Below are 19,569 nucleotides of genomic sequence, written 5' to 3'. Positions count from 1 at the left end.
GGATGAGCGGAAGGGAAGGATCAGGCTGGGCGGGATTGGAGGAATGCCCTCGCGAGCCCCGCTCAGGCTGAGCCTGTCGAAGCCCCTTCAGAAGCAGGGCTCCAGCTTCTCGATCCCGCCCATCCACGGCTTGAGCGCTTCCGGAACCAGCACCGAACCGTCTTCCTGCTGGTAGTTCTCCAGCACGGCGACGAGCGTGCGGCCGACCGCGAGGCCCGAGCCGTTGAGGGTGTGCAGGAACTCGGTCTTCTTCGAACCTTCCGGCTTGAAGCGCGCGTTCATGCGGCGGGCCTGATAGTCGCCGCAGTTCGAGATCGAGCTGATCTCGCGGTAGGCGGCCTGACCCGGCAGCCAGACTTCGAGGTCGAAGGTCTTGCGTGCGGTCGCGCCCATGTCGCCCGAGCAGAGCAGGACCTTGCGATAGGGCAGTTCCAGCGCCTGGAGGATGGATTCGGCGGCGGCGACCATCTTCTCGTGCTCGGCTTCCGACTGCTCGGGCGGGCAGACGGTGACGAGTTCGACTTTCTCGAACTGGTGCTGGCGAATGAACCCGCGCGTGTCGCGGCCCGCCGCGCCCGCTTCCGAGCGGAAACAGGGGGTGAGCGCGGTCATGCGCAGCGGCAGGGCTTCGAGATCGACGATCTCGTCCTGCACGGCGTTGGTCAGCGAGACTTCGGCGGTGGGGATCAGCCAGCGGCGATTTGTGGAAGCCTTTTGCTGTGCTTCCAGAACTGCAAAATAAGTTTTCCGTTTAGCTTCCTCGAATATCTTTTCGGGGCTACCGGAAAATTCTTCCTCGTCGCGGACCTGATCGAGCGCGGCGTCAATTTCCTGTCTAATGGCGTCCCGATCGACGCCGATCCTGGTCATAAACAGGTCTTCCGCGAACTTGGGAAGCTGGCCGGTGCCGAACACGGCCTCGTCCTTCACCAGCAGCGGCACGATGCATTCCATGTAGCCGTTGGTGGCGGTCTGGGTGTCCAGCATGAACTGGGCGAGGGCGCGGTGCAGGCGGGCCATCTGGCCCTTGAGGAACGTGAAGCGCGCGCCGGAAATCTTCGCGCCGGTCTCGAAATCGAGGCCGAGCGCCGGGCCGAGATCGGCATGTTCCTTCGGCTCGAAGGCGAACGTGCCGGGCGTGCCCCACTTGGCGACTTCGATGTTCTCGGTCTCGTCCGCACCGTCGGGCACTTCGGCCACCGGGATATTGGGCAGGCCTGCCAGCGCGTTATGAAGCTGCGCGGAAAGGTCCTTCTCCTCGGCTTCGAGCGCGGGGAGGGTGTCTTTCAGCTGGGCGACTTCGGCCTTGAGCGCTTCGGCGGTGGCGGTGTCGCCCTGGCCCATGGCCTTGCCGATGGCCTTGGAGGCTTCGTTGCGGCGATTCTGCCCTTCCTGCATGCGCGTCGCGACCGAGCGGCGCTGCTCGTCGAGGGCGAGGATGTCGGCGGCCACGGGGGCAACCCCACGGCGGGCGAGGCCGGCGTCGAATCCTTCGGGATTCTCGCGGATAAGGCGGATATCGTGCATGGCGCGCGCTATGCCGTCTCAGGCCGGCAGGCGCAAGATTCGAGGAGCCGGTCGGGCCTGCGGGAAACGGCGATCTTGGGGAAAATGTCCGAAGACTTGAACCATCTCGCGAAAGGGGAGATGGTGGGCGCGGCAGGGATTGAACCTGCGACCCCACCCGTGTGAAGGGTGTGCTCTACCACTGAGCTACGCGCCCGCCGAATGGACCGTGTCCGTCGGGGAAGCGCGCCTCTAGATGAGTCGGATCGAATTGACAAGCGCCCATCTGCAATTAAATCGCGAGGGCATGACCGAAGAGACCAAGACCGGCGCCGACGTGCCGCCCGACCACCTCGCCATCAACCCCAGCAGCCCGTTCTTCGACGAGGACAAGCTGAAGCGCGGCGTGGGCATCCGCTTCAAGGGCACCGTGCGCACCAATGTCGAGGAATACTGCATTTCCGAAGGCTGGGTGCGCGTGCAGGCTGGCAAGACGCTGGACCGCAAGGGCAATCCGCTGACCGTCAAGCTCCAGGGGCCGGTCGAGGCCTGGTACGAGGACCTCGGCGAGGACGCACCCGTCGCGAAGATCTGATAGTCTTGGCGTCATTGGGCCTTTTCTGGGCCAATGACGTGAGACCTGCTTTCAGCCACATCGTCACCCTGAACTTGTTTCAGGGTCCATTTCGCCGCTCAGACCTCCGGTTGAGGTTCACGAATGGACCCTGAAACAAGTTCAGGGTGACGATGGGTTTTGTTGAATGCTCAGTAGTTACCGGCGATGATGTCGCCGATGGGGTCGCTTCGGCGGCCCTTTTTCTTGGTCGCGGCCACCGTCTTGCCGGGCTTGTCGTTGTAGATGAAGCCCGAGACCGGCCAGTGGGTATTGCCGAGGTTGTGGATCGGTTCGTACCAGACCCGCACTTCGCTCCAGTCGTTGGCGGGAGAGACGTCGAGCACGGTGACGTTCTTCTCGATCCGCCCGCGCTGGCCCTCGATCGGGGACCAGTTGGCATGGCTGACCAGGATCGTGCGCGAATCGACCACTTTGCTCACGGTGGCGACATGACCCAGCTGCGATCCCGCATAAGGCTCCATCGCCATGACCGCACCGACGCGCGGGGCGTGGCCGGTGGCGTAGCGGCCCGATGCCTGCTTCCACCAGGTATGCGCATCACCGAAAATCTGGATGCCCGAAAGCTGCCGGGCATAAGGCACGCATTCGAGATAGTCGGGGCCTTTCGCGGCGGCGGGACGATCGTCGTCCATGCCGGCAAGTGCGTCGTCGATGGCGGAGCGGGCGCTTGCAGGCGCGACAGTCGCTCCGGCCAGTCCCAGCATGATTGCGATCCGGTAACCCTTCATGCCCCTCAATTCGGCCCTGTTTGCTTGTGAGAATCCTTCAGAGGATGGTTAATCGCGAAGTAGGAATTTGTTCCCGCTGCATTGCGGAAATGCGAAAGTTCCCATTTGCGCGGAATTCGTCTAGGGGCCGGAATCCCTTATCGAGTTATAGCATGTTACCCCAGGTCATCATCATCGGCCGACCGAACGTCGGCAAGTCCACGCTGTTCAACCGGCTCGTCGGCAAGAAGCTCGCGCTCGTCGACGATCAGCCCGGCGTCACGCGTGACCGCCGCTTCGGCGACGCCGAGCTGCTCGGCCTGAAATTCCAGATCGTCGATACCGCAGGTTGGGAAGACGACGAGGACCAGACGCTGCCCGGCCGCATGCGCAAGCAGACCGAAGCGGCGCTGGAAACCGCCGATGTCGCGCTCTTCGTGGTCGACGCGCGCGCCGGTTTGACCCCGCTGGACGAGGAAATCGGCCAGTGGCTGCGCGCCTCGACAGTGCCGGTGATCGTGCTGGCCAACAAGGCCGAAGGCCGCGCGGGCGAGGGCGGCGTGCTGGAGGCCTATTCGCTGGGCCTTGGTGAGCCGATCACTTTCTCCGCCGAGCACGGCGTCGGCATTGCCGACTTGTTCGAATCGCTGCTACCGCACCTCGAACCGCTCCAGCCCGAAGAGCCGGAGTTCCCCGAGGAAGAGGACGAGGAAGCACTGTTGCGCCGTCCGCTCAAGCTGGCGGTCGTCGGCCGTCCGAATGCGGGCAAGTCGACGCTCATCAACCGCATCCTCGGCGAGGACCGCCTGCTCACCGGGCCGGAAGCGGGGATCACCCGCGATTCGATCACGGTCGATTGGGAGTGGACCGATCCCAAGACGCAGGAAGTCCGCCAGGTCAGCCTGATCGACACCGCGGGCATGCGCAAGCGCGCCAACGTCACCGAGAAGCTGGAGCGCATGGCCGTGGCCGACGCGCGCCATGCGATCGATTTCGCCGAAGTGGTCGTGCTGCTGCTCGATGCCACGCGCGGGCTGGAGCATCAGGACCTCACCATCGCCTCCAAGGTGCTGGAAGAGGGCCGCGCGCTGATCATCGCGATCAACAAGTGGGACGTGGCGGAAGGCCCGTCCGGCCTGTTCAACGGCATTCGCGGCGCGCTCGACGAAGGTCTGGCCCAGGTGCGCGGCGTGCCGCTGCTGGCGGTTTCGGCGCGCACCGGCAAGGGTATTGATGACCTCATCGCCACCGGCTTCTCGATCCGCGAGGCCTGGAGCAAGCGCGTGCCCACCGCCGCGCTCAACCGCTGGTTCGACGATGCGCTCTCGGCCAATCCGCCGCCGGCACCGGGCGGCAAGCGCATCAAGCTGCGCTACATCACCCAGGCCAAGACCCGCCCGCCGGGCTTCGTGCTGTTCGGCACGCGTCTCGACCTGCTGCCCGAAAGTTATCGCCGCTATCTGATCAACGGCATGCGCCGCGAGCTGGGCTTCGAGGCCGTGCCGATCCGGCTCAACTTGCGAATGCCGAAGAATCCCTTCGCCAAGTAAGAGGGTATGGAATCCGCCCATCACGGGCAGTCCAACCATAGGCAGGCCAACGATAAGGTAGCCCAACCAACCCCCGTCGTCCCCGCGAAGGCGGGGACCCCGCTTCTCTTGTGCTGAGCCGCAAGAACAAGCGGGACCCCCGCCTGCGCGGGGGCGCGGTTTGGTTAGGCGCGCGCCCGTCAGGACGGATGCGCGGCGGTTTCCGCATCCGACAGCGGCGCTTCGGCGCGTTCTTCCGCGACCTCGATGGCATCGGGTTCCAGCATGCCGTCGCTGTTCTTGATCTCGCGCATCAGCGTCCAGACGGCGATGAACAGCGCGGCGATCACCGGGCCGACGATGAAGCCGTTGAGGCCGAATATCTGCAGGCCCGCCAAGGTCGCGATCAGCACTACGAAGTCGGGCATGCGGGTGTCCCGCCCGACCAGGATCGGCCGCAGGATATTGTCGATCATGCCGATCACGAAGAGGCCGCAGAAGGCCAGCACGCCGCCCTGCCACATGTGGCCGGTCGCCAGCAGGTAGGCCGACATCGGCACCCAGACGAGGCCGGTACCGACCGCGGGCAGCAGCGAGAAGAAGCCCATCATCACGCCCCAGAGCAGCGAACCCTGGATGCCCAGCAGCGAGAAGATCGTGCCGCCGACCAGCCCCTGCGCGACGGCGACGACCACCGTGCCCTTCATCGTCGCGCGCACGACGACGACGAAGTTGTTCACCAGACGGTCGCGAAGGTGCGGGCGCAGCGGCATGGCGTCGCGGATCAGCGCGCCGTAGCGGTCGCCGTCGCGCAGCAGGAAGAAGGTGAGATAGAGCATCACGCCCAGCGCCGCGAGAAAGCTCAAGGCGCCCTGGCCGACCGAGAGCAGCCGCGCGGCGAGGCCCTGCAGGCCATTGGCGATGCCCGCGCCGAACTGGCGGCGCAAGTTCTCGAAATCGGCGAGGCCGTAGCGGTCGACCATGCGCTCCAACGATTCCGGCACGGCGGCGCGAACTTGTTCGAGCATATGCGGAATGTCGATCTGGCCGCCGCGCACTTGCTCGTAGATGTTCGAGACTTCCTGCACGAGGCTCACGCCGAGTAGGATGGTCGGAATGATGAACAGCGCCAGCAGCGCCAGCAGCATGAGGCCCGCCGCCAGGCTCTTGCGCCCGCCGAGGGCCGCCGCGAGCTTTGCGGTCAGCGGCTGGAACAGGATCGCGGCGACGACGCCCCAGAGCACGGCGCCGAAATAGGGCAGCAGCAGCCAGGCGAAGGCGGCGGTGACGAGAATGACGAGGACGCCGAAACCGTAGTCCTCGATGGTATAGGGGGGGCGTTCGGGTTGCTCCATGCCTCGCGTCTTAGCATGATTTGCGCAGAGGCAATCGCGAGAGGCTTCGTGACTGGATTTTTCACGAAGTCTGGATTTTTCAGGAAGTCTGGGCAAGACAGGGCCATCCGCCTTTCGAGCAGGAGTTTCCCATTTTGCCCAGTAACCTGGCCGCCCGTATGGCCGCTCTCGCGCTGTCCTGCGCCGTCGTTCCGCTCTCGTCCGCCTTTGCTGCGGATGCGGCTCCTGCCACCAAGGGGCCGGAACGCGGCTTCACCCCCGACGACCTGTTCAAGCTGGCCGGTGCCACCGATCCGCAGATCTCGCCGGACGGCAGCCGCATCGCCTATGTCCGCGCCGCTGCCGATGTGATGACCGACAAGGTCGTGCCCTCGATCTGGCTGGTCGATGCCGCCAGCGGCGTGCAGCGCCCGCTCGTCACCGGCGCCGGGGCGCATTTCTCGCCGCGCTGGTCTCCGGACGGCAAGCGTCTGGCCTTCGTGTCAAGCGACGGCAGCGGCGCGCCGCAGCTCTATGTGCTCTGGCTGGACGGCGGCGCCAAGGTCAAGGTGACGGGCCTTCCCGACAGTCCGGGCAGCCTCGCGTGGTCGCCCGACGGCACCCGGATCGCCTACACCATGCGGGTGCCGGGCGAGGGCCTCAAGATGGGCGCGCAGCCCTCGGGTCGCCCCGAAGGCGCGCAGTGGGCCGAGCCGCTCCAGGTGATCGACCGCGTGACCTACCGCTTCGACGGCGGCGGCTATGCGCAGCCGGGCTACGACCACCTGTTCGTGGTCTCGGCTGACGGCGGCGCCCCGCGCCAGCTGACCTTCGGCGATTTCGACGATGGCGGCCCGCTCTCGTGGACTCCGGACGGCAAGCGCATCGTTTTCAGCGCCAACCGCCACGACAACTGGCAGCGCGACATCAACAATTCGGAAGTCTACGCGCTCGATCTCGCCAGCGGCGCAGTGACGGCGCTGACGTCGCGAAACGGCCCGGATTCCGGCGCGAAAGTCTCGCCCGACGGCAAGCACATCGCCTATCTCGGCTATGACGACGTGAACCGGTCCTACGAGAATTCCGACCTCTACGTGATGAACAGCGACGGTTCCGGTTCGCGGCTGCTCACCAAGGGCTTCGACCATTCGATCGACGCGCTCGACTGGGCGGGCAATTCGGCGATCATGGTGCAGTACGACGATCACGCCAAGACCTATGTGGCCCGCGTCGGCCTCGACGGTGCGCGCAAGAACGTCGTCGAGGGGCTCAGCCCCGGCGATCACTTCGACCGGCCCTATACCGGCGGCGCCTTCAGCGTGTCGAAGGGCGGGCGCGTGGCCTATACTTCGGGCACCACCCAGCGTCCTGCCGATCTCTGGGTCAGCAATGGCGGGGCAGGGCGCAAGCTGACCGATCTCAACGGCACCTGGCTCGATGCCAAGGCCCTCGCGCCGGTGCGCAAGCTGGCGGTGACCGCGCCGGACGGCCGCGCGATCGATGCCTGGCTGGTGACGCCGGCGGGCCTCGCGCCGGGGCAGAAGGCGCCGCTGATCCTCGAAATCCACGGCGGCCCGAACACCGCCTATGCGCCGGGCTTCGCGACCGACTACCAGCTCTACGCGGCGCACGGCTACGCGGTGCTCTATACCAATCCGCGCGGCAGCACGTCCTACGGCGAGGAATTCGCCAACCTGATCGACCGTGCTTATCCCGGCACCGACTACGACGACCTCATGGCCTCGGTCGATGCCGCGATCGCCGACGGGGTGGCCGATCCGAACAACCTCTTCGTCACCGGCGGCTCGGGCGGCGGCGTGCTGACCGCTTGGATCGTCGGCAAGACCGACCGCTTCAAGGCGGCGGTGACGCAGAAGCCGGTCATCAACTGGATCAGCGAGGCGCTGACGATGGACGCGACGCCGTTCACCTCGCGCTACTGGTTCGACAAGAAGCCCTGGGAGGACCCCATGGAATACTGGCGCCGCTCGCCGCTGAGTCTGGTCGGCAACGTCAAGACGCCGACGATGGTGGTCGTGGGCTCGGAAGACTTCCGCACCCCGGTCAGCGAGGCGGAGCAGTATTACGCGGCGCTCCAGATTCGCGGCGTGCCGACGGCGCTGGTCAAGGTGCCGGGCGCCAGCCACGGCGGCATTGCCGCGCGGCCCTCGCAGTCGGCGGCCAAGGCTTCGGCGATCCTGGCGTGGTTCGACAAGTACCGGACCGACAAGGCGGCTCCGGCAGCGGACGCTAAGTAAGCGAGAGTTCGGCGGCGAGCAGGGCGACCAGCTCCGCCGCCGGCATCGCGCGGGACAGCGGCGCGCCCTGTCCCGCCCACTGCGCGCCGTAACGCGTCTCGCCCCGCACTTTCGCGGCGGCATTGAGCGCTTTCCCGGCATGGTAAGTGCGCGGATAGGCGGGGACGGGCGGCAGGTCGGCCCGCTCTCCGAACTCCGTGAAACGATTGGCGAGGCAGCGCGCCGGGCGTCCCGAGATCGCCCGCGTCATCGCCGTGTGCTCTGCCGCATCGGACGCAAGCAATGTGCGATAGCCCGCATCGGCGCTGCTTTCCGGGCAGGCGATGAAGGCCGTGCCAAGCTGCGCGGCGACCGCGCCGAGATCGAGCGTGGCGCGGATACCGGCCCCGTCCATGATCCCGCCTGCGGCGATCACCGGCAACTTGCCCCATTGCGTGAGCAGGCGGGTCAGCGCGAAAGTGCCAAGCCGGTCGTCCGGCGCATCGGGATCGAACATGCCGCGATGGCCGCCCGCTTCCCAGCCTTGCGCCACGAGCACGTCGATCCCCGCCGCCAGCGAAAGCTCCGCTTCGGCAAGGCTGGTGACGCTGCCGAGGAGCAGGCACTCCGACCGCTTGAGCGCGGCGATGGTGGCGGTATCGGGAAGGCCGAAGTGGAAGCTGACGACGGTGGGTTTTGCTTCCAGCACGGCACCCAGCATCTCCGCGTTGCCCGCGAAGCTCTCGTAGATCGTTTCCAGCGCGGCGGGGGGCTGTGTGCCGTACTCCGCGAAGAGGGGGGCGAGTGCATCCAGCCACCCGGCTTCACTCGCAGGATCGGGCTGCGGCGTCGCGTGGACGAAGAGGTTGAGATTGAAGGGCCGGGCGGTGCGGCTGCGCAGATCGGCGATCTGGCGCCGGGCCTCGTCGGGGGCGATGGCCCCGAGGGCGAGCGAGCCGAGCGCTCCGGCATTGCAGACGGTGGCGGCGAGGGCGGGGGTGGAAGTGCCCGCCATCGGCGCCTGTATCAGAGGTATCGAAAGACCGAGGCGCGCGAGAAAGTCCATGTCTGAGATGGAGGCCTTTCCGCGCGCCGTCCGGACTTACTCTCCCTCGCCTGCCGGTTTGCTCTGGAGCTGGCAGTAGTTCTGGATGCCCATGCGCTCGATCATGTCGAACTGCTTTTCGAGGAAGTCGACGTGCTCTTCCTCGCTTTCGAGGATGCGGGCGAAGATTTCGCGGCTGACGAAGTCACGCACGGTTTCGCAGTGGGCGATGGCGTCCTTGAGCAGCGGGATCGCGTCGTGTTCGAGCGCGAGGTCGGCCTTCAGGATTTCCTCGACGCTTTCGCCGATGCGCAGCTTGCCGAGGGCCTGGAAGTTGGGGAGGCCGTCGAGGTAGAGAATACGGTCGGCCAGCACGTCCGCGTGCTTCATTTCGTCGATCGATTCATGGCGCTCGTATTCGGCGAGCTTCTTGATGCCCCAGTTGTCCAGCATGCGGTAGTGCAGCCAGTACTGGTTGATCGCGGTCAGCTCGTTGAAGAGCGCCTTGTTGAGAAAATCGATGACCTGCTGGTCGCCCTTCATGGGAAAGCTCCTGAATCTGTTCGGGCGGGTTTATGGCCCTTTCGGGAGCACAAGGCAAGCGGGCGCGCGAAAACACCCGGCCGAAGCCAGATGTAACCCGCCTTGTTGCAGGGTCAGGCTGCTGCGCTCAGCGGCGCGTTGGCGCTTGCCGATTCCTCGGCGATAATGTCTTCGGCATCGTCCAGGCACTGTCCGCACTGCGGTGCATGTCCGAGAGCACCGTAGAGCGCTGTCGCATCGCCGCGGCAGCAGCGGGCGACGGTGCGCAGGTCGGTCTCACGAATGGCATTGCAGATACAAACGTACATGGTGCGATCCTCTTGAGGACCATCATATGCAAATGCAAATGGATCGCAATAGCGGAGTTGATTTTTCTCTCAAGCTACTGCCGAACGCCGGTTTTTCAGGCGTTTTTGCAAGGTGAGGCAGCGCCAGAGCAGCTCCAGCGGGCCTCGGCGATAGCGACTCAGCCAGGCCGGGCTCCAGGCCAGCATCATGATCCAGCCGAGCAGCACGAAGGCCCATTGCCCCGCTGGATCCACTTTGCCGAACAGGTTCAGACCCCACCCGTAGAACAGGCTGCACATGAGCAGGCTGGTGGCGATATAGTTGGTGAAGGCCACCCGGCCTGCCGCAACGATCCGCTGGCCGAGCCGGGTCTCGATCAGGTGCGGCGTCGCCCATAGGAGCAGGGCGGCGTAGCCCAGTGCCATGAGCAGATGCGCAGGCCAGAGCGCTTCGCCGAGCAGCATGGCCATGGCGATCGGCGGGAAATGGCGCGGACAGGCCCAGGCGAGCACCAGCAGCGTAAGGCCAAGTCCGATGGCGGTCGCACCGATTCGCAGGCGCTTCATCCAGTGCGCGGGCCATGTCCCGGCGAAGAACCCGCTCCGCAGCAGCACGACGCCCAGCAGCATCAGCGGCAGCACTTCGCTCCAGGCATGGGCGATCATGGTGAAGAGCCAGAACGGATCGCCGCGCAGCTTGGAGAGCGCGATATCGAGAAAACCCGCGTGATAGAGCCGCATCTGCCCCGCCGTATTGGCGTGGTAGAGATCGAGCCGGGCCGTCACTTCCCCATGCTGCGCCGCGCTCGCGGTGCCGAGGCGGACCGCCTCCTCGGCGCGGACGAGCGGGAGCAGCGACCACAAGTCGACGATTGTCGCGGTGACGATGATCCCGGCAGCCAGGCCCAGCAGCACCGCGCAGGGCAGGCGTCGCAGGAACAGCACGGCGATGCCGCAGCAGGCGTAGACGAACAGGATGTCGCCCCACCACAGCAGCAGATAATGGAGCGTTCCGAACACCATCAGCCAGCAGAGGCGGCGGAATTGCAGCAAGTCCCCGTCCTGCCCGGCGGCGTCCATGCGCGTGCACTGGAGTGCTATGCCCGCGCCGAACAGCATGGCGAACAGCGCCCGCATCTTGCCTTCGAAGAACAGGAAGCCGAAAGCCCATGCGGCTTCGTCGGGCAGGCTGGCGGGGGCGGGAAAGTCCGGCGTCAGCGCGCCGAGGCTCGGCCCGGCGAATCCGGATATGTTGATAGCGAGGATACCCAGCACGGCCACGCCGCGGATGAGGTCGAGCGTCGCCAGTCGTCCTCCCGCATCGGGTGGCCGCCATGACATCGACGCGCGTCTAGCTGTCCGGGCGTTTTCGCCCGTGATCGCTTCCAGCATTCCCTGTCTCCCTGCGCGGGAGAATAAGCGATCAGGCGTGCCTCGTCCACGACGACCGGCGCGTGCCTTCGTAAACTACGAGGTGACGATGCATTCGTGGCCGGAGGCCTTGAGCGCGCCGCAGGCTTTGTCCGCCTGTGCCTTGCTGGCGAATCCGGCGGCGTAGAGCTTGGTCAGCTTTCCGGCGGGGACGAGCTGGCGCTTGGCGCCGGTCATTTCCGGGCGTTTCGCCAGCGAAGCCCAGAGGCGCTCTGCATTGCCGGGGACGCCGAAAGCGCCGAGCTGGAGTCGCCACACACCGCCGCTCGCCGCCACCGGGGCAAGGCGGGGTGGGGCTTTGGGTGCCGGTTTTGGAGTAGGCTGGGCGGCGGCCACTTTTGGGGGAGCCTTTGCTGGAGCTTGAGGCGCCGGGCGAGCAATCGTGGGCAGCGTATAGTCGGCTCCTGCGCGGGCCGGGCTTTCGGAGGCCGCGGCGACTCGCGGTGCCGCCACGGCGCGGGGCACGGTGCCGAGTTCCGCGCCGGTCGCCTCGCTCACGCGGGTCGCGTCGGCCTGTGCGGTGAGCTGGGCGGCGAGGGCGATGCTCTTCTGCCGGTCTGCCAGCGGGATATGTTCGTCCATCTGCGCGAGGGCACTCGTGGCCTGCGCCAGACCCGCGCGCTGCGCCATGCTGACGAGGGCATAGGCGCGGACCCAGTCCTTCTCCACGATGTCGCCGTTGAAATGCGCCAGCCCGAGAATGTACTCGGCCCGCGCATCGCCGCGCGCGGCGGAACTGCGGATATAGGGCATGGCCTGCGCCCGCTCGCCGCGCTGGAACAGGATCAGGCCGTAGGTGTCCGAGGCCTGGACATGGCCCTGCGCGGCGGCCTTGCCGTAAAGCGCCTCCGCCTTGCCGAGATCGACCGGCACCCCGCGTCCCAGCTTGTAGGCCTGGGCGAGGTTGAACTGGGCATCGGCGTCGCCCTTGTCGGCCAGCGGCCTCCACTGCTGCACGGCGGCGGCATAATTGCCCGCAGTCCAGGCATCGACCCCGGCCTTCACGTCCGCGAAGACGGGAGCAGCTGCGAGGCTGACGGCGAAGGCCAGGGGCGCGAGACCCAGCGAAAGGGAGCGTCGATTTTTCCGCACGTCGGCTGGCCTCTAATTCCTGGTTCGGGTCCGGTCATCGAAAGCGAAAGTCTTGCCGGAATGCTCTGTCAGGTCGCACGATGGAGAAGGAAGAGCGAAAATCGCGTTAATTCCGATGGCATACGATCGACCGGTCCTGCCGGAATGCCATTGCGGGATTAACCCTAAATTAGGAACGATCTGCGATCCAGCCTCTTGTGAGGCGCCGATTTTTCTGCGGCGCTCAGGGGGTAACGGCTTTGCGCGTACTGGCATTGGCATCGCAGAAAGGTGGTTCGGGCAAGACCACGCTTTCCGGGCACCTCGCCGTGCAGGCGCAGCGCGCCGGTGCCGGGCCGGTCGTGCTGATCGACATCGATCCGCAAGGCTCGCTCGCCGACTGGTGGAACGAGCGCGAGGCCGAATATCCCGCTTTCGCGCAGACCACCGTGGCCCGCCTCGCCAACGATTTGCAGGTGCTTCGCCAGCAGGGCTTCAAGCTGGCCGTCATCGACACCCCGCCCGCCATCACCATGGCGATCCAGAGCGTGATCTCGGTCGCCGAACTGATCGTTGTGCCGACCCGTCCCAGCCCGCATGACCTGCGCGCCGTCGGCGCCACCGTCGATCTCTGCGAGCGTGCGGGCAAACCGCTGATCTTCGTGGTCAACGCCGCGACGCCCAAGGCCCGCATCACCGCCGAGGCCGCCGTCGCGCTCTCGCAGCACGGCACCGTCGCGCCGGTCACTCTGCACCAGCGCACCGATTTCGCTGCCTCGATGATCGACGGTCGCACCGTCATGGAAGTCGATCCGAACGGCCGTTCCGCGCAGGAAGTGACCGCGCTGTGGAGCTATGTTTCCGACCGGCTCGAACGCAATTTCCGCCGCACCGTGTTCTCGGCACCGGGCCTCACCGGCCAGCCCGTCTTGCCCGGCGCGCCGCGCCCGGTCGGCGGCTTCGGGCGCCGGATTACCGGAGGCGTCGCCGGGGCATGAGGATGAAGGCCAATCTCCGCCTGCGCCATGCGGGCCTCGCGATCTGCACCGCCATGGGCGCCGTGCTGCTGGTGAGCTGTGCCGGACAGGCACCTTTCGCCCGCGCCGGTTCGTCGGCGGCTCCCGGCGAACCTGCCGACAAACCTGCCGATAAGGACCTCGCCCGCGCCGAACAGCGCGTCGCCCGCTCGCCGCGCGATGCCTCGGCCCGCGCCGCGCTGGCCCAGAGCTATCTCGCCGCCGGACGCTTCGATTCGGCCGCGACGACGTTCGAGGATGCCATTGCGCTGGGCGACCAGAACCCGCGCACCGGCCTCAGCACCGCGCTTGCCTATATCGGCGCCGGTCGCGGAGCGGAGGCCATGGCCGTGCTACAGCGCTTCCGGAACGGCATTGCCGCAAGCGACTACGGCCTCGCCGTGGCCCTTGCCGGACAGCCCGCCGTGGGTGTGGACGTGCTGACCGACGTGGTGCGCGGCGGCGAAAATACACCCAAGGCGCGCCAGAACCTCGCCTATGCCTATGCTCTCGACGGGCGCTGGCGCGAGGCGCGGCTGATCGCCTCGCAGGACGTTCCTGCCGACCAGCTCGACGCCCGCCTCGGCGAGTGGGCGAAAGCGGCCCGCGCCGATCAGTCGCGCGCCCGGATCGCCGGATTGATCGGCGCTCCGCTGCGCTCCGATCCGGGTCAGCCCACGATGCTCGCGCTGAACGCACCCGCCGCCGCGCCGAAGTTCGCCAAGGCCGAAGTTCCCGCGCCCGCACCCGAGGCCGAATTGCCGCCGGTGCAGAGCGGCGAAAGCTTCTGGGGCGCCTATCAGCCGCAGGACGAAGCACCTGCACCGCCGCCCGCCCCTGCGCGTGCTGCCGTGCGTCCGGCGCTGAAGCCCGGGATGCCCAAGGTTGCCGTCGCCGCGCGCACTCTGCCGGTGCCTGCCAAAGCCGCCGTTTCGGGCACGCACCTCGTCCAGCTCGGCTCGTTCCGGACGATGGACGGTGCTAAAAAGGCCTGGGGTATTTTCCAGTCGCGCAATCCTGCGCTAAAAGGGCATGATCTGCGTATCACCGAGGCGAAAGTGAACGGGCTGACCTACTACCGCGTCGCGGCAGCCGGGTTCGACCAGCGCACGGCGCAGTCGGTATGCTCCAGCGTTAGGAAGGGCGGCAATCCCTGTCTCGCCTACGCGCAGCAGCGGCCTCTGCCCGGCAGTGTCCGGATGAGCCAGACCCGCCGCGCCGAGCTTTGAAGTTTCCGCGAGGTCGTTGCCTCGCACAAGAGTTCCATGTGAACTAAACGGCTCCTGTCTTCGGACAGGGGCCGTCTTTTTTTGGTTTTAGGGAAGTTAAAAAAGTGAAAGTCCTGGGGCCCTTCGACAGGCTCAGGAGATCCCCCAGACCCTCGGAATGTCTACGTCGCGCGCTGCCTAGCGGTCGCGCACTCCCTGCGGCGCAGCCAATAAGTCTTCCGACGCCACCATGGGCGCGCAACGGAGTTGGTCCGCCTGACCTAGACGGTATTGGGGGTGCAGGGGGGCTATGCTCCCCTGCTTTATCCCTTCTCTTACTTGGCCTTAACGGCAACGCCGCCCTTGAACAGCGCCAGCACGCGCCCCTGAACGGGCTGCTTGTCGAACGGCGTATTCCCTGCCGCAGCCGCCATCTTGTCCGAATCGACGATCCACGGCCGGTCGGCATCGATCACCGCGATATCCGCCTCGGCCCCGACTTCGAGCTTGCCCGCATTGACGCCGAGCAGCTTCGCCGGGTTCGTGGCGATCAGTTCGAAGGCGCGCGAGAGCGAGATCACGCCGTCGCGTACGAGGTTCATCGTCAGCGGCAGCAGCGTTTCCGCGCCAGCCATGCCCGGTGCGGAGTCCGCGAAGGGCAGGCGTTTGTCCTCGGGGCCGCGCGGGTCGTGGCCGGAGGCGATGACGTCGATCGTGCCGTCGCCCACGGCGGCGATCACGGCCTTGCGGTCGTCTTCCGAGCGCAGCGGCGGCGAGAGGTGGGCGAAAGTGCGGAAGCCCGCGAGGGCGAGGTCCGAGAGCATGAAGTAGGCGGGCGTGACGCCTGCCGTGACTTTCAGCCCGCGATCCTTGGCGCGGCGCACGAGGTCGAGGCCCTTGGCGGTCGTGACCTTGCGGAAGTGGATGGCGGCATTCGCCAGTTCGGCCAAGGCGATGTCGCGCGCGATGGCGAGGGCTTCGGCTTCGGCGGGCGCGGAGGGCAGGCCGAGGCGGGTCGCTATCTCGCCGGAAGTGGCGACGGCCTTGCCGGTGATCCCGGCGTCCTCGGGGTGGGTGAGCACGACCATGCCGAGCATGCCGGTGTACTGGAGCAGGCGCAGCATCGTGCCCGAATCGCCGATCCACTGGCGTCCGGTGGTGACGGCTTTCGCCCCCGCGTCGCGCATGAGGGCGATTTCGGCGAGGGCCTTGCCTTCGAGGTTCTGGGTGGCGGCGGCGAACGGGTGGACCCAGAGGTCCGGCTTGCCCGACTGGGCCGCGAAGCGGACGCGGGCGGGCACGTCGAGCGGCGGGTTCTGGTCGGGCATCAGCGCGGCGCGGGTGATCCCGCCGAAGTGGAAGGCGGGCTTGTCGATGGCGAAGACGCCGATATCGACGAGGCCGGGGGCGATCAGCTTGCCGCGCGCGTCGTGGACTTCGTCGCCGGGCTGGGGCGCGACGTCCGAGCCGAGGGCGGTGATGAAGCCGCCTTCGCTGCGCAGCGCGCCGGGGACGATGGTGCCGTCGGGCAGGACCAGCTTGCCGCCGGTCAGGGTCAGGGGGGCGTTGTTGCTCATGCCCATCCCTCCACACCGCGCGCTCTTCGCGTCAGCACTTCGAGGCAGGCCATGCGCATGGCGACGCCCATTTCGACCTGGGTGGTGATCTGCGAGCGGCCGACGAGGTCGGCGACATTGCTGTCGATCTCGATGCCGCGATTCATCGGGCCGGGGTGCATGACGAGGGCATTGCTTTCCGCCTTGGCGAGGCGCTCCAGCGAGAGGCCGTAGAGGTGGCGATATTCGCGCGGGGAAGGGATGAACTGGCCTTCCATGCGTTCGAGCTGGAGGCGCAGCATCATCACCACGTCGGCGCCCTTCAGCGCCGCGTCGAAATCGTGGAAGACCTGCACGTTCATCCGCTCGATATCGGCGGGCAGCAGCGCGGGCGGCGCGCAGACGCGCACTTCGGCGCCCAGCGAATTGAGCGAGAGGATGTTGGAGCGGGCGACGCGGCTGTGCAGGATGTCGCCGCAGATGGTCACGCGCAACCCGTTGAAGGCGCGCTTGTTCTGGCGGATGGTCAGGGCGTCGAGCAGGGCCTGGGTCGGGTGCTCGTGCTGGCCGTCACCGGCATTGAGCACCGGGCAGTCGACGAGGTTCGAGATCAGGTGCACCGCGCCCGAACTGGCATGGCGGATGACGATGGCATCGGCGCGCATGGCGTTGAGCGTCCACGCCGTGTCGATCAGGGTCTCGCCCTTCTTCACGCTGGAATTGGCCACGGCCATGTTCACCACGTCGGCGCCGAGGCGCTTGCCGGCGATCTCGAAGCTCAGCAGCGTGCGTGTCGAGTTCTCGAAGAAGGCGTTGATGATCGTCAGGCCGGAGAGCAGGTCGCGGCGCTTCTGCGTGCCGCGGTTCAGCTCCACCCATTGCTGGGCCTCGTCGAGGAGGAACATGATCTCGTGCGGGGCCAGGCCGCCGATGCCCACGAGGCTGCGATGCGGGAAGGCTGCGGAGCCTTCCGGATATATGAATTCTGGAGCTGTCATCGAAGACAAGGCCTTAGGCACGGGGCGGAGTCGGCTCAAGTGGTTTGTTGCGTGATCCTTCGACGATGCTTCGACAGTTGGGGATGATCCTTCGACAAGCTCAGGATGAGCGGGGGTGGGTTGAGAGGGCGAGATGGCCTTGGGGATTGAAGCTCTCCTCCCCGCTCAGCCTGAGCCTGTCGAAGGCCCCGAGACGAGGCGCAAGGTTTCCCCCTCTGGCCGGGCCGCCTTTCGCCCGTTATGGCTAGGCATGGAAAGGCTGGTGAATTCATGACGTTCGCGCGCAAGATCTGGAACCTGCTGGTGGGCGTGAAAGACGCTCTGGCCCTGATTTTCCTGCTGTTGTTCTTCGCGCTGCTCTATGCCGCGCTGTCCTCGCGGCCCGCGCCGGGCAAGATCGTGGATGGCGCGCTGCTGCTCGATCTCGACGGCAGCATCGTCGAGGAGAAGAGCAAGGTCGATCCGCTCAAGCTGCTGATGAGCGCGGAATCGCCGGCCAGCGAGTACCAAGCGCGCGACATCGAGCGGGCGCTGCGGCTGGCGGCGACGGATGCGCGGATCAAGGTCGTTGTGCTCGACATGTCGCGCTTCCTGGGCGGTGGCATGGTGCACATCGAGGAGATCGGCAAGGCGCTCGACGCGGTGCGCAAGGCGGGCAAGCCGGTGCTGACGTTCGCCAATGCCTATGCGGACGACGGCGTGCAGCTGGCTTCCCACGCAAGCGAAGTCTGGGTCGATCCGATGGGCGGGGCTTTCGTGTCGGGGCCGGGCGGCAACCAGGTCTATTTCAAGGGCCTGCTCGACCGCTTCAAGGTCAATGCCCACGTCTACCGCGCGGGCACTTACAAGAGCTTCGTCGAGCCCTATCTGCGCAACGACATGTCCCCCGCCGCGCGCGAGGCCTATGAGGACATCTACGGCGCGCTGTGGAGCGGCTACAAGGCCGATATCGCCCGGGCGCGGCCCAAGGCCGGTCTCGAGCGGATGACCGGCGATCCGGTCGCCTGGTCGAAGGCTTCGGGCGGCGATTTCGCCGAAGGCGCCAAGGCCGCCGGTCTCGTCGACCGTCTCGGCGACCGCACCGAATTCCAGAACCGCGTCGCCGAGATCGCGGGCAAGAACGAGGCGGCCAAGGGCACCGGCGACCTGCCGTACAAGGCCAACCGCCTCGCCGCCTGGCTCGCCGCGAACCCGGAGAAGGCCGAGGGCGCGAAGATCGGTGTCGTCACCGTGGCGGGCGAGATCGTCGACGGCGATGCCGGGCCGGGCAAGGCGGGCGGCGACCGCATCGCCGAGCTGCTGGACGAGAATATCGACCAGGGCTTCAAGGCGCTGGTCGTGCGGGTCGATTCGCCGGGCGGCTCGGCCATGGCGGCGGAGCGCATCCGCCGTGCCATCGTGCGCTACAAGGACCGTAAGATCCCGATCGTGGTCTCGATGGGCAATGTCGCGGCGAGCGGCGGCTACTGGGTCTCGACGCCGGGCCAGCAGGTCTTCGCGCAGCCCGAGACGATCACCGGCTCGATCGGCGTCTTCGCGGTGATCCCGAGCTTCGAGAAGACCCTGGGCGACTACGGCGTCACCAGCGACGGCGTGAAGACGACGGCGCTTTCCGGCCAGCCCGACATTCTCGGCGGCTTCACGCCGGAAGTGGAGGGCATGCTCCAGGCCTCGATCGAGAACACCTATCGCAAGTTCGTCGGCCTCTCCGCCGCCGCGCGCAAGATGACGCCGGAGAAGCTCGATTCGATCGCGCAGGGCCGGGTCTGGCCGGGTCAGGAAGCGCAGCGAATCGGGCTGGTGGACAAGATCGGCGATCTCGACGCGGCACTGGCCGAAGCGGCCCGCCTCGGCGGCGTCGGCAACGGCAAGTGGCAGGCGGTCTACCTGAAGGAGGACGAGGATTCGTTCTCGAAGTTCCTGAGCGGGCTGACTTCGGATTCGGCGAGCGAACCCAAGTCGGCCTTCGACTTCGCCAGCTTCGTGGCGATCCGCCGCCAGCAGCAGTTCGTGCGGGTGGCCGAGCAGGCCGGGGCGATGTTCTCGACGCGCGGGGCGCAGGCCTATTGCCTCGAATGCCCGGTGGTGCCGGGCGCGGCCAAGGCGGTGAACGCGCGCGAGCTTTCGATGCTGGAGAGCCTCGCGCGGTTCTTCGGCAAGGACTGACCGAGGCGGGAAGCCTCAGTCTAAAGGCGGCAGTTCGACCGGCCCGGTCTCGGGCTGGTCGAAGTCCGGGCCGATATCGGGAAATTCCTCCGGCGCTGTCGGTTCGCCCGGATCGCCGGGCAGGGCCGGGGTTTCGGGCGGCGTGTTGCCGGGATCGTCGGCGGGCTGGGTGGCCATGATCGTTACTCGCTCCTTGCTGTCGGTTCCTAAGTGGGAACCCGGTAGCCGGGCGCAAGTTGCCCGAGGCAGTCGATCTGCAGAGGGAAGCAGCCATCGACTTGCACTCACGCGACTCGCG

At 66.7% G+C, this 19,569-nt stretch carries 17 protein-coding genes and 1 tRNA gene; 6 read left to right on the top strand and 12 right to left on the bottom strand.

The window, feature by feature from the left end; genetic code table 11:
• Positions 1-87: 87 nt before the first annotated feature.
• Together serS and ACZ1II_RS18855 are read right to left on the bottom strand one after the other, a co-directional pair.
• Complete coding sequence (serS, locus tag ACZ1II_RS18860; protein WP_465145125.1) at positions 88-1,527, bottom strand: serine--tRNA ligase; 1,440 nt, start codon at positions 1,525-1,527, stop codon at positions 88-90.
• A gap of 121 nt (positions 1,528-1,648) precedes the next feature.
• Positions 1,649-1,723: transfer RNA gene (locus tag ACZ1II_RS18855), tRNA-Val, on the bottom strand.
• Positions 1,724-1,813: 90 nt separating this feature from the next.
• On the opposite strand from ACZ1II_RS18855, the gene ACZ1II_RS18850 reads away from it, so the two are divergent.
• Complete coding sequence (locus tag ACZ1II_RS18850; RefSeq protein ID WP_465145124.1) at positions 1,814-2,101, top strand: DUF3297 family protein; 288 nt, start codon at positions 1,814-1,816, stop codon at positions 2,099-2,101.
• A 170-nt stretch (positions 2,102-2,271) separates the two neighbouring features.
• Here the strand turns inward: ACZ1II_RS18850 and ACZ1II_RS18845 are convergent, their stop codons facing one another.
• Positions 2,272-2,871: a CHAP domain-containing protein gene (locus ACZ1II_RS18845; protein WP_465145123.1), complete on the bottom strand. Its 600-nt coding sequence runs from the start codon at positions 2,869-2,871 to the stop codon at positions 2,272-2,274.
• Between the two features lie 152 nt (positions 2,872-3,023).
• On the opposite strand from ACZ1II_RS18845, the gene der reads away from it, so the two are divergent.
• A complete protein-coding gene (der, locus tag ACZ1II_RS18840; RefSeq protein ID WP_465145122.1) occupies positions 3,024-4,400 on the top strand; it encodes a ribosome biogenesis GTPase Der in 1,377 nt (458 codons plus the stop codon).
• Positions 4,401-4,579: 179 nt separating this feature from the next.
• Here der and ACZ1II_RS18835 read toward each other — a convergent pair whose 3' ends face one another.
• Positions 4,580-5,734, bottom strand: a complete 1,155-nt coding sequence (locus tag ACZ1II_RS18835; RefSeq protein ID WP_465145121.1) for an AI-2E family transporter — start codon at positions 5,732-5,734, stop codon at positions 4,580-4,582.
• Positions 5,735-5,892: 158 nt separating this feature from the next.
• On the opposite strand from ACZ1II_RS18835, the gene ACZ1II_RS18830 reads away from it, so the two are divergent.
• Positions 5,893-7,971 (top strand): prolyl oligopeptidase family serine peptidase, encoded by a 2,079-nt coding sequence (locus ACZ1II_RS18830; protein ID WP_465147336.1) that lies wholly within the window; start codon positions 5,893-5,895, stop codon positions 7,969-7,971.
• Here ACZ1II_RS18830 and ACZ1II_RS18825 read toward each other — a convergent pair.
• From ACZ1II_RS18825 to ACZ1II_RS18805, 5 genes are all read right to left on the bottom strand, one after another.
• Positions 7,964-9,016: an NAD(P)H-dependent flavin oxidoreductase gene (locus ACZ1II_RS18825; protein WP_465145120.1), complete on the bottom strand. Its 1,053-nt coding sequence runs from the start codon at positions 9,014-9,016 to the stop codon at positions 7,964-7,966. The two genes, ACZ1II_RS18830 and ACZ1II_RS18825, sit on opposite strands and share 8 nt — an antisense overlap.
• A 36-nt stretch (positions 9,017-9,052) precedes the next feature.
• Positions 9,053-9,538, bottom strand: coding sequence for a bacterioferritin (gene bfr, locus ACZ1II_RS18820; RefSeq protein ID WP_147215701.1), 486 nt, complete (start codon positions 9,536-9,538; stop codon positions 9,053-9,055).
• Positions 9,539-9,651: 113 nt separating this feature from the next.
• On the bottom strand, positions 9,652-9,846 hold the full coding sequence (locus ACZ1II_RS18815) for a (2Fe-2S)-binding protein (RefSeq protein WP_086493477.1): 195 nt from the start codon (positions 9,844-9,846) through the stop codon (positions 9,652-9,654).
• Positions 9,847-9,915: 69 nt separating this feature from the next.
• Positions 9,916-11,217: a DUF418 domain-containing protein gene (locus tag ACZ1II_RS18810; RefSeq protein ID WP_465145119.1), complete on the bottom strand. Its 1,302-nt coding sequence runs from the start codon at positions 11,215-11,217 to the stop codon at positions 9,916-9,918.
• A 75-nt stretch (positions 11,218-11,292) separates the two neighbouring features.
• On the bottom strand, positions 11,293-12,348 hold the full coding sequence (locus ACZ1II_RS18805) for an SPOR domain-containing protein (RefSeq protein WP_465145118.1): 1,056 nt from the start codon (positions 12,346-12,348) through the stop codon (positions 11,293-11,295).
• Between the two features lie 239 nt (positions 12,349-12,587).
• Here ACZ1II_RS18805 and ACZ1II_RS18800 point away from each other — a divergent pair, with 239 nt between their 5' ends.
• The gene (locus ACZ1II_RS18800) at positions 12,588-13,325 is read left to right on the top strand and encodes an AAA family ATPase (protein ID WP_465147335.1); all 738 of its coding nucleotides are present in this window, start codon (positions 12,588-12,590) and stop codon (positions 13,323-13,325) included.
• Between the two features lie 2 nt (positions 13,326-13,327).
• Positions 13,328-14,572: an SPOR domain-containing protein gene (locus ACZ1II_RS18795; protein WP_465145117.1), complete on the top strand. Its 1,245-nt coding sequence runs from the start codon at positions 13,328-13,330 to the stop codon at positions 14,570-14,572.
• A gap of 314 nt (positions 14,573-14,886) precedes the next feature.
• Here ACZ1II_RS18795 and ACZ1II_RS18790 read toward each other — a convergent pair whose 3' ends face one another.
• Both ACZ1II_RS18790 and ACZ1II_RS18785 read right to left on the bottom strand, forming a co-directional pair.
• On the bottom strand, positions 14,887-16,128 hold the full coding sequence (locus tag ACZ1II_RS18790; RefSeq protein ID WP_465145116.1) for a dihydroorotase: 1,242 nt from the start codon (positions 16,126-16,128) through the stop codon (positions 14,887-14,889).
• On the bottom strand, positions 16,125-17,105 hold the full coding sequence (locus ACZ1II_RS18785) for an aspartate carbamoyltransferase catalytic subunit (protein WP_147215695.1): 981 nt from the start codon (positions 17,103-17,105) through the stop codon (positions 16,125-16,127). Before ACZ1II_RS18785 ends, ACZ1II_RS18790 begins: the two co-directional genes overlap by 4 nt.
• A 270-nt stretch (positions 17,106-17,375) precedes the next feature.
• Here ACZ1II_RS18785 and sppA point away from each other — a divergent pair, with 270 nt between their 5' ends.
• Positions 17,376-19,271 carry a signal peptide peptidase SppA gene (gene sppA, locus ACZ1II_RS18780; protein ID WP_465145115.1) on the top strand — a complete coding sequence of 632 codons (1,896 nt, stop codon included), beginning with the start codon at positions 17,376-17,378 and terminating at the stop codon, positions 19,269-19,271.
• Between the two features lie 15 nt (positions 19,272-19,286).
• Here the strand turns inward: sppA and ACZ1II_RS18775 are convergent, their stop codons facing one another.
• Entirely contained in the window at positions 19,287-19,448 is a 162-nt protein-coding gene (locus tag ACZ1II_RS18775; protein ID WP_465145114.1) for a hypothetical protein, read from the bottom strand.
• Between the last annotated feature and the right edge of the window lie 121 nt (positions 19,449-19,569).

The sequence above is a fragment of the Novosphingobium sp. BL-S-20 genome, assembly GCF_055521635.1.
Note: the sequence above shows the minus strand (reverse complement) of the source record. Positions and strands in the feature narration are given on the sequence as shown.

Excerpts from the sequence above, each read along its gene's own strand:
- der (WP_465145122.1), top strand. The coding sequence starts at position 3,024 with ATGTTACCCCAGGTCATCATCATCGGCCGACCGAACGTCGGCAAGTCC.
- ACZ1II_RS18775 (WP_465145114.1), bottom strand. The coding sequence starts at position 19,448 with ATGGCCACCCAGCCCGCCGACGATCCCGGCAACACGCCGCCCGAAACC.
- ACZ1II_RS18830 (WP_465147336.1), top strand. The coding sequence starts at position 5,893 with ATGGCCGCTCTCGCGCTGTCCTGCGCCGTCGTTCCGCTCTCGTCCGCC.
- ACZ1II_RS18835 (WP_465145121.1), bottom strand. The coding sequence starts at position 5,734 with ATGGAGCAACCCGAACGCCCCCCCTATACCATCGAGGACTACGGTTTC.
- bfr (WP_147215701.1), bottom strand. The coding sequence starts at position 9,538 with ATGAAGGGCGACCAGCAGGTCATCGATTTTCTCAACAAGGCGCTCTTC.
- ACZ1II_RS18795 (WP_465145117.1), top strand. The coding sequence starts at position 13,328 with ATGAAGGCCAATCTCCGCCTGCGCCATGCGGGCCTCGCGATCTGCACC.
- ACZ1II_RS18845 (WP_465145123.1), bottom strand. The coding sequence starts at position 2,871 with ATGAAGGGTTACCGGATCGCAATCATGCTGGGACTGGCCGGAGCGACT.
- sppA (WP_465145115.1), top strand. The coding sequence starts at position 17,376 with ATGACGTTCGCGCGCAAGATCTGGAACCTGCTGGTGGGCGTGAAAGAC.
- serS (WP_465145125.1), bottom strand. The coding sequence starts at position 1,527 with ATGCACGATATCCGCCTTATCCGCGAGAATCCCGAAGGATTCGACGCC.
- ACZ1II_RS18790 (WP_465145116.1), bottom strand. The coding sequence starts at position 16,128 with ATGAGCAACAACGCCCCCCTGACCCTGACCGGCGGCAAGCTGGTCCTG.
- ACZ1II_RS18850 (WP_465145124.1), top strand. The coding sequence starts at position 1,814 with ATGACCGAAGAGACCAAGACCGGCGCCGACGTGCCGCCCGACCACCTC.
- ACZ1II_RS18785 (WP_147215695.1), bottom strand. The coding sequence starts at position 17,105 with ATGACAGCTCCAGAATTCATATATCCGGAAGGCTCCGCAGCCTTCCCG.
- ACZ1II_RS18810 (WP_465145119.1), bottom strand. The coding sequence starts at position 11,217 with ATGCTGGAAGCGATCACGGGCGAAAACGCCCGGACAGCTAGACGCGCG.
- ACZ1II_RS18825 (WP_465145120.1), bottom strand. The coding sequence starts at position 9,016 with ATGGACTTTCTCGCGCGCCTCGGTCTTTCGATACCTCTGATACAGGCG.
- ACZ1II_RS18815 (WP_086493477.1), bottom strand. The coding sequence starts at position 9,846 with ATGTACGTTTGTATCTGCAATGCCATTCGTGAGACCGACCTGCGCACC.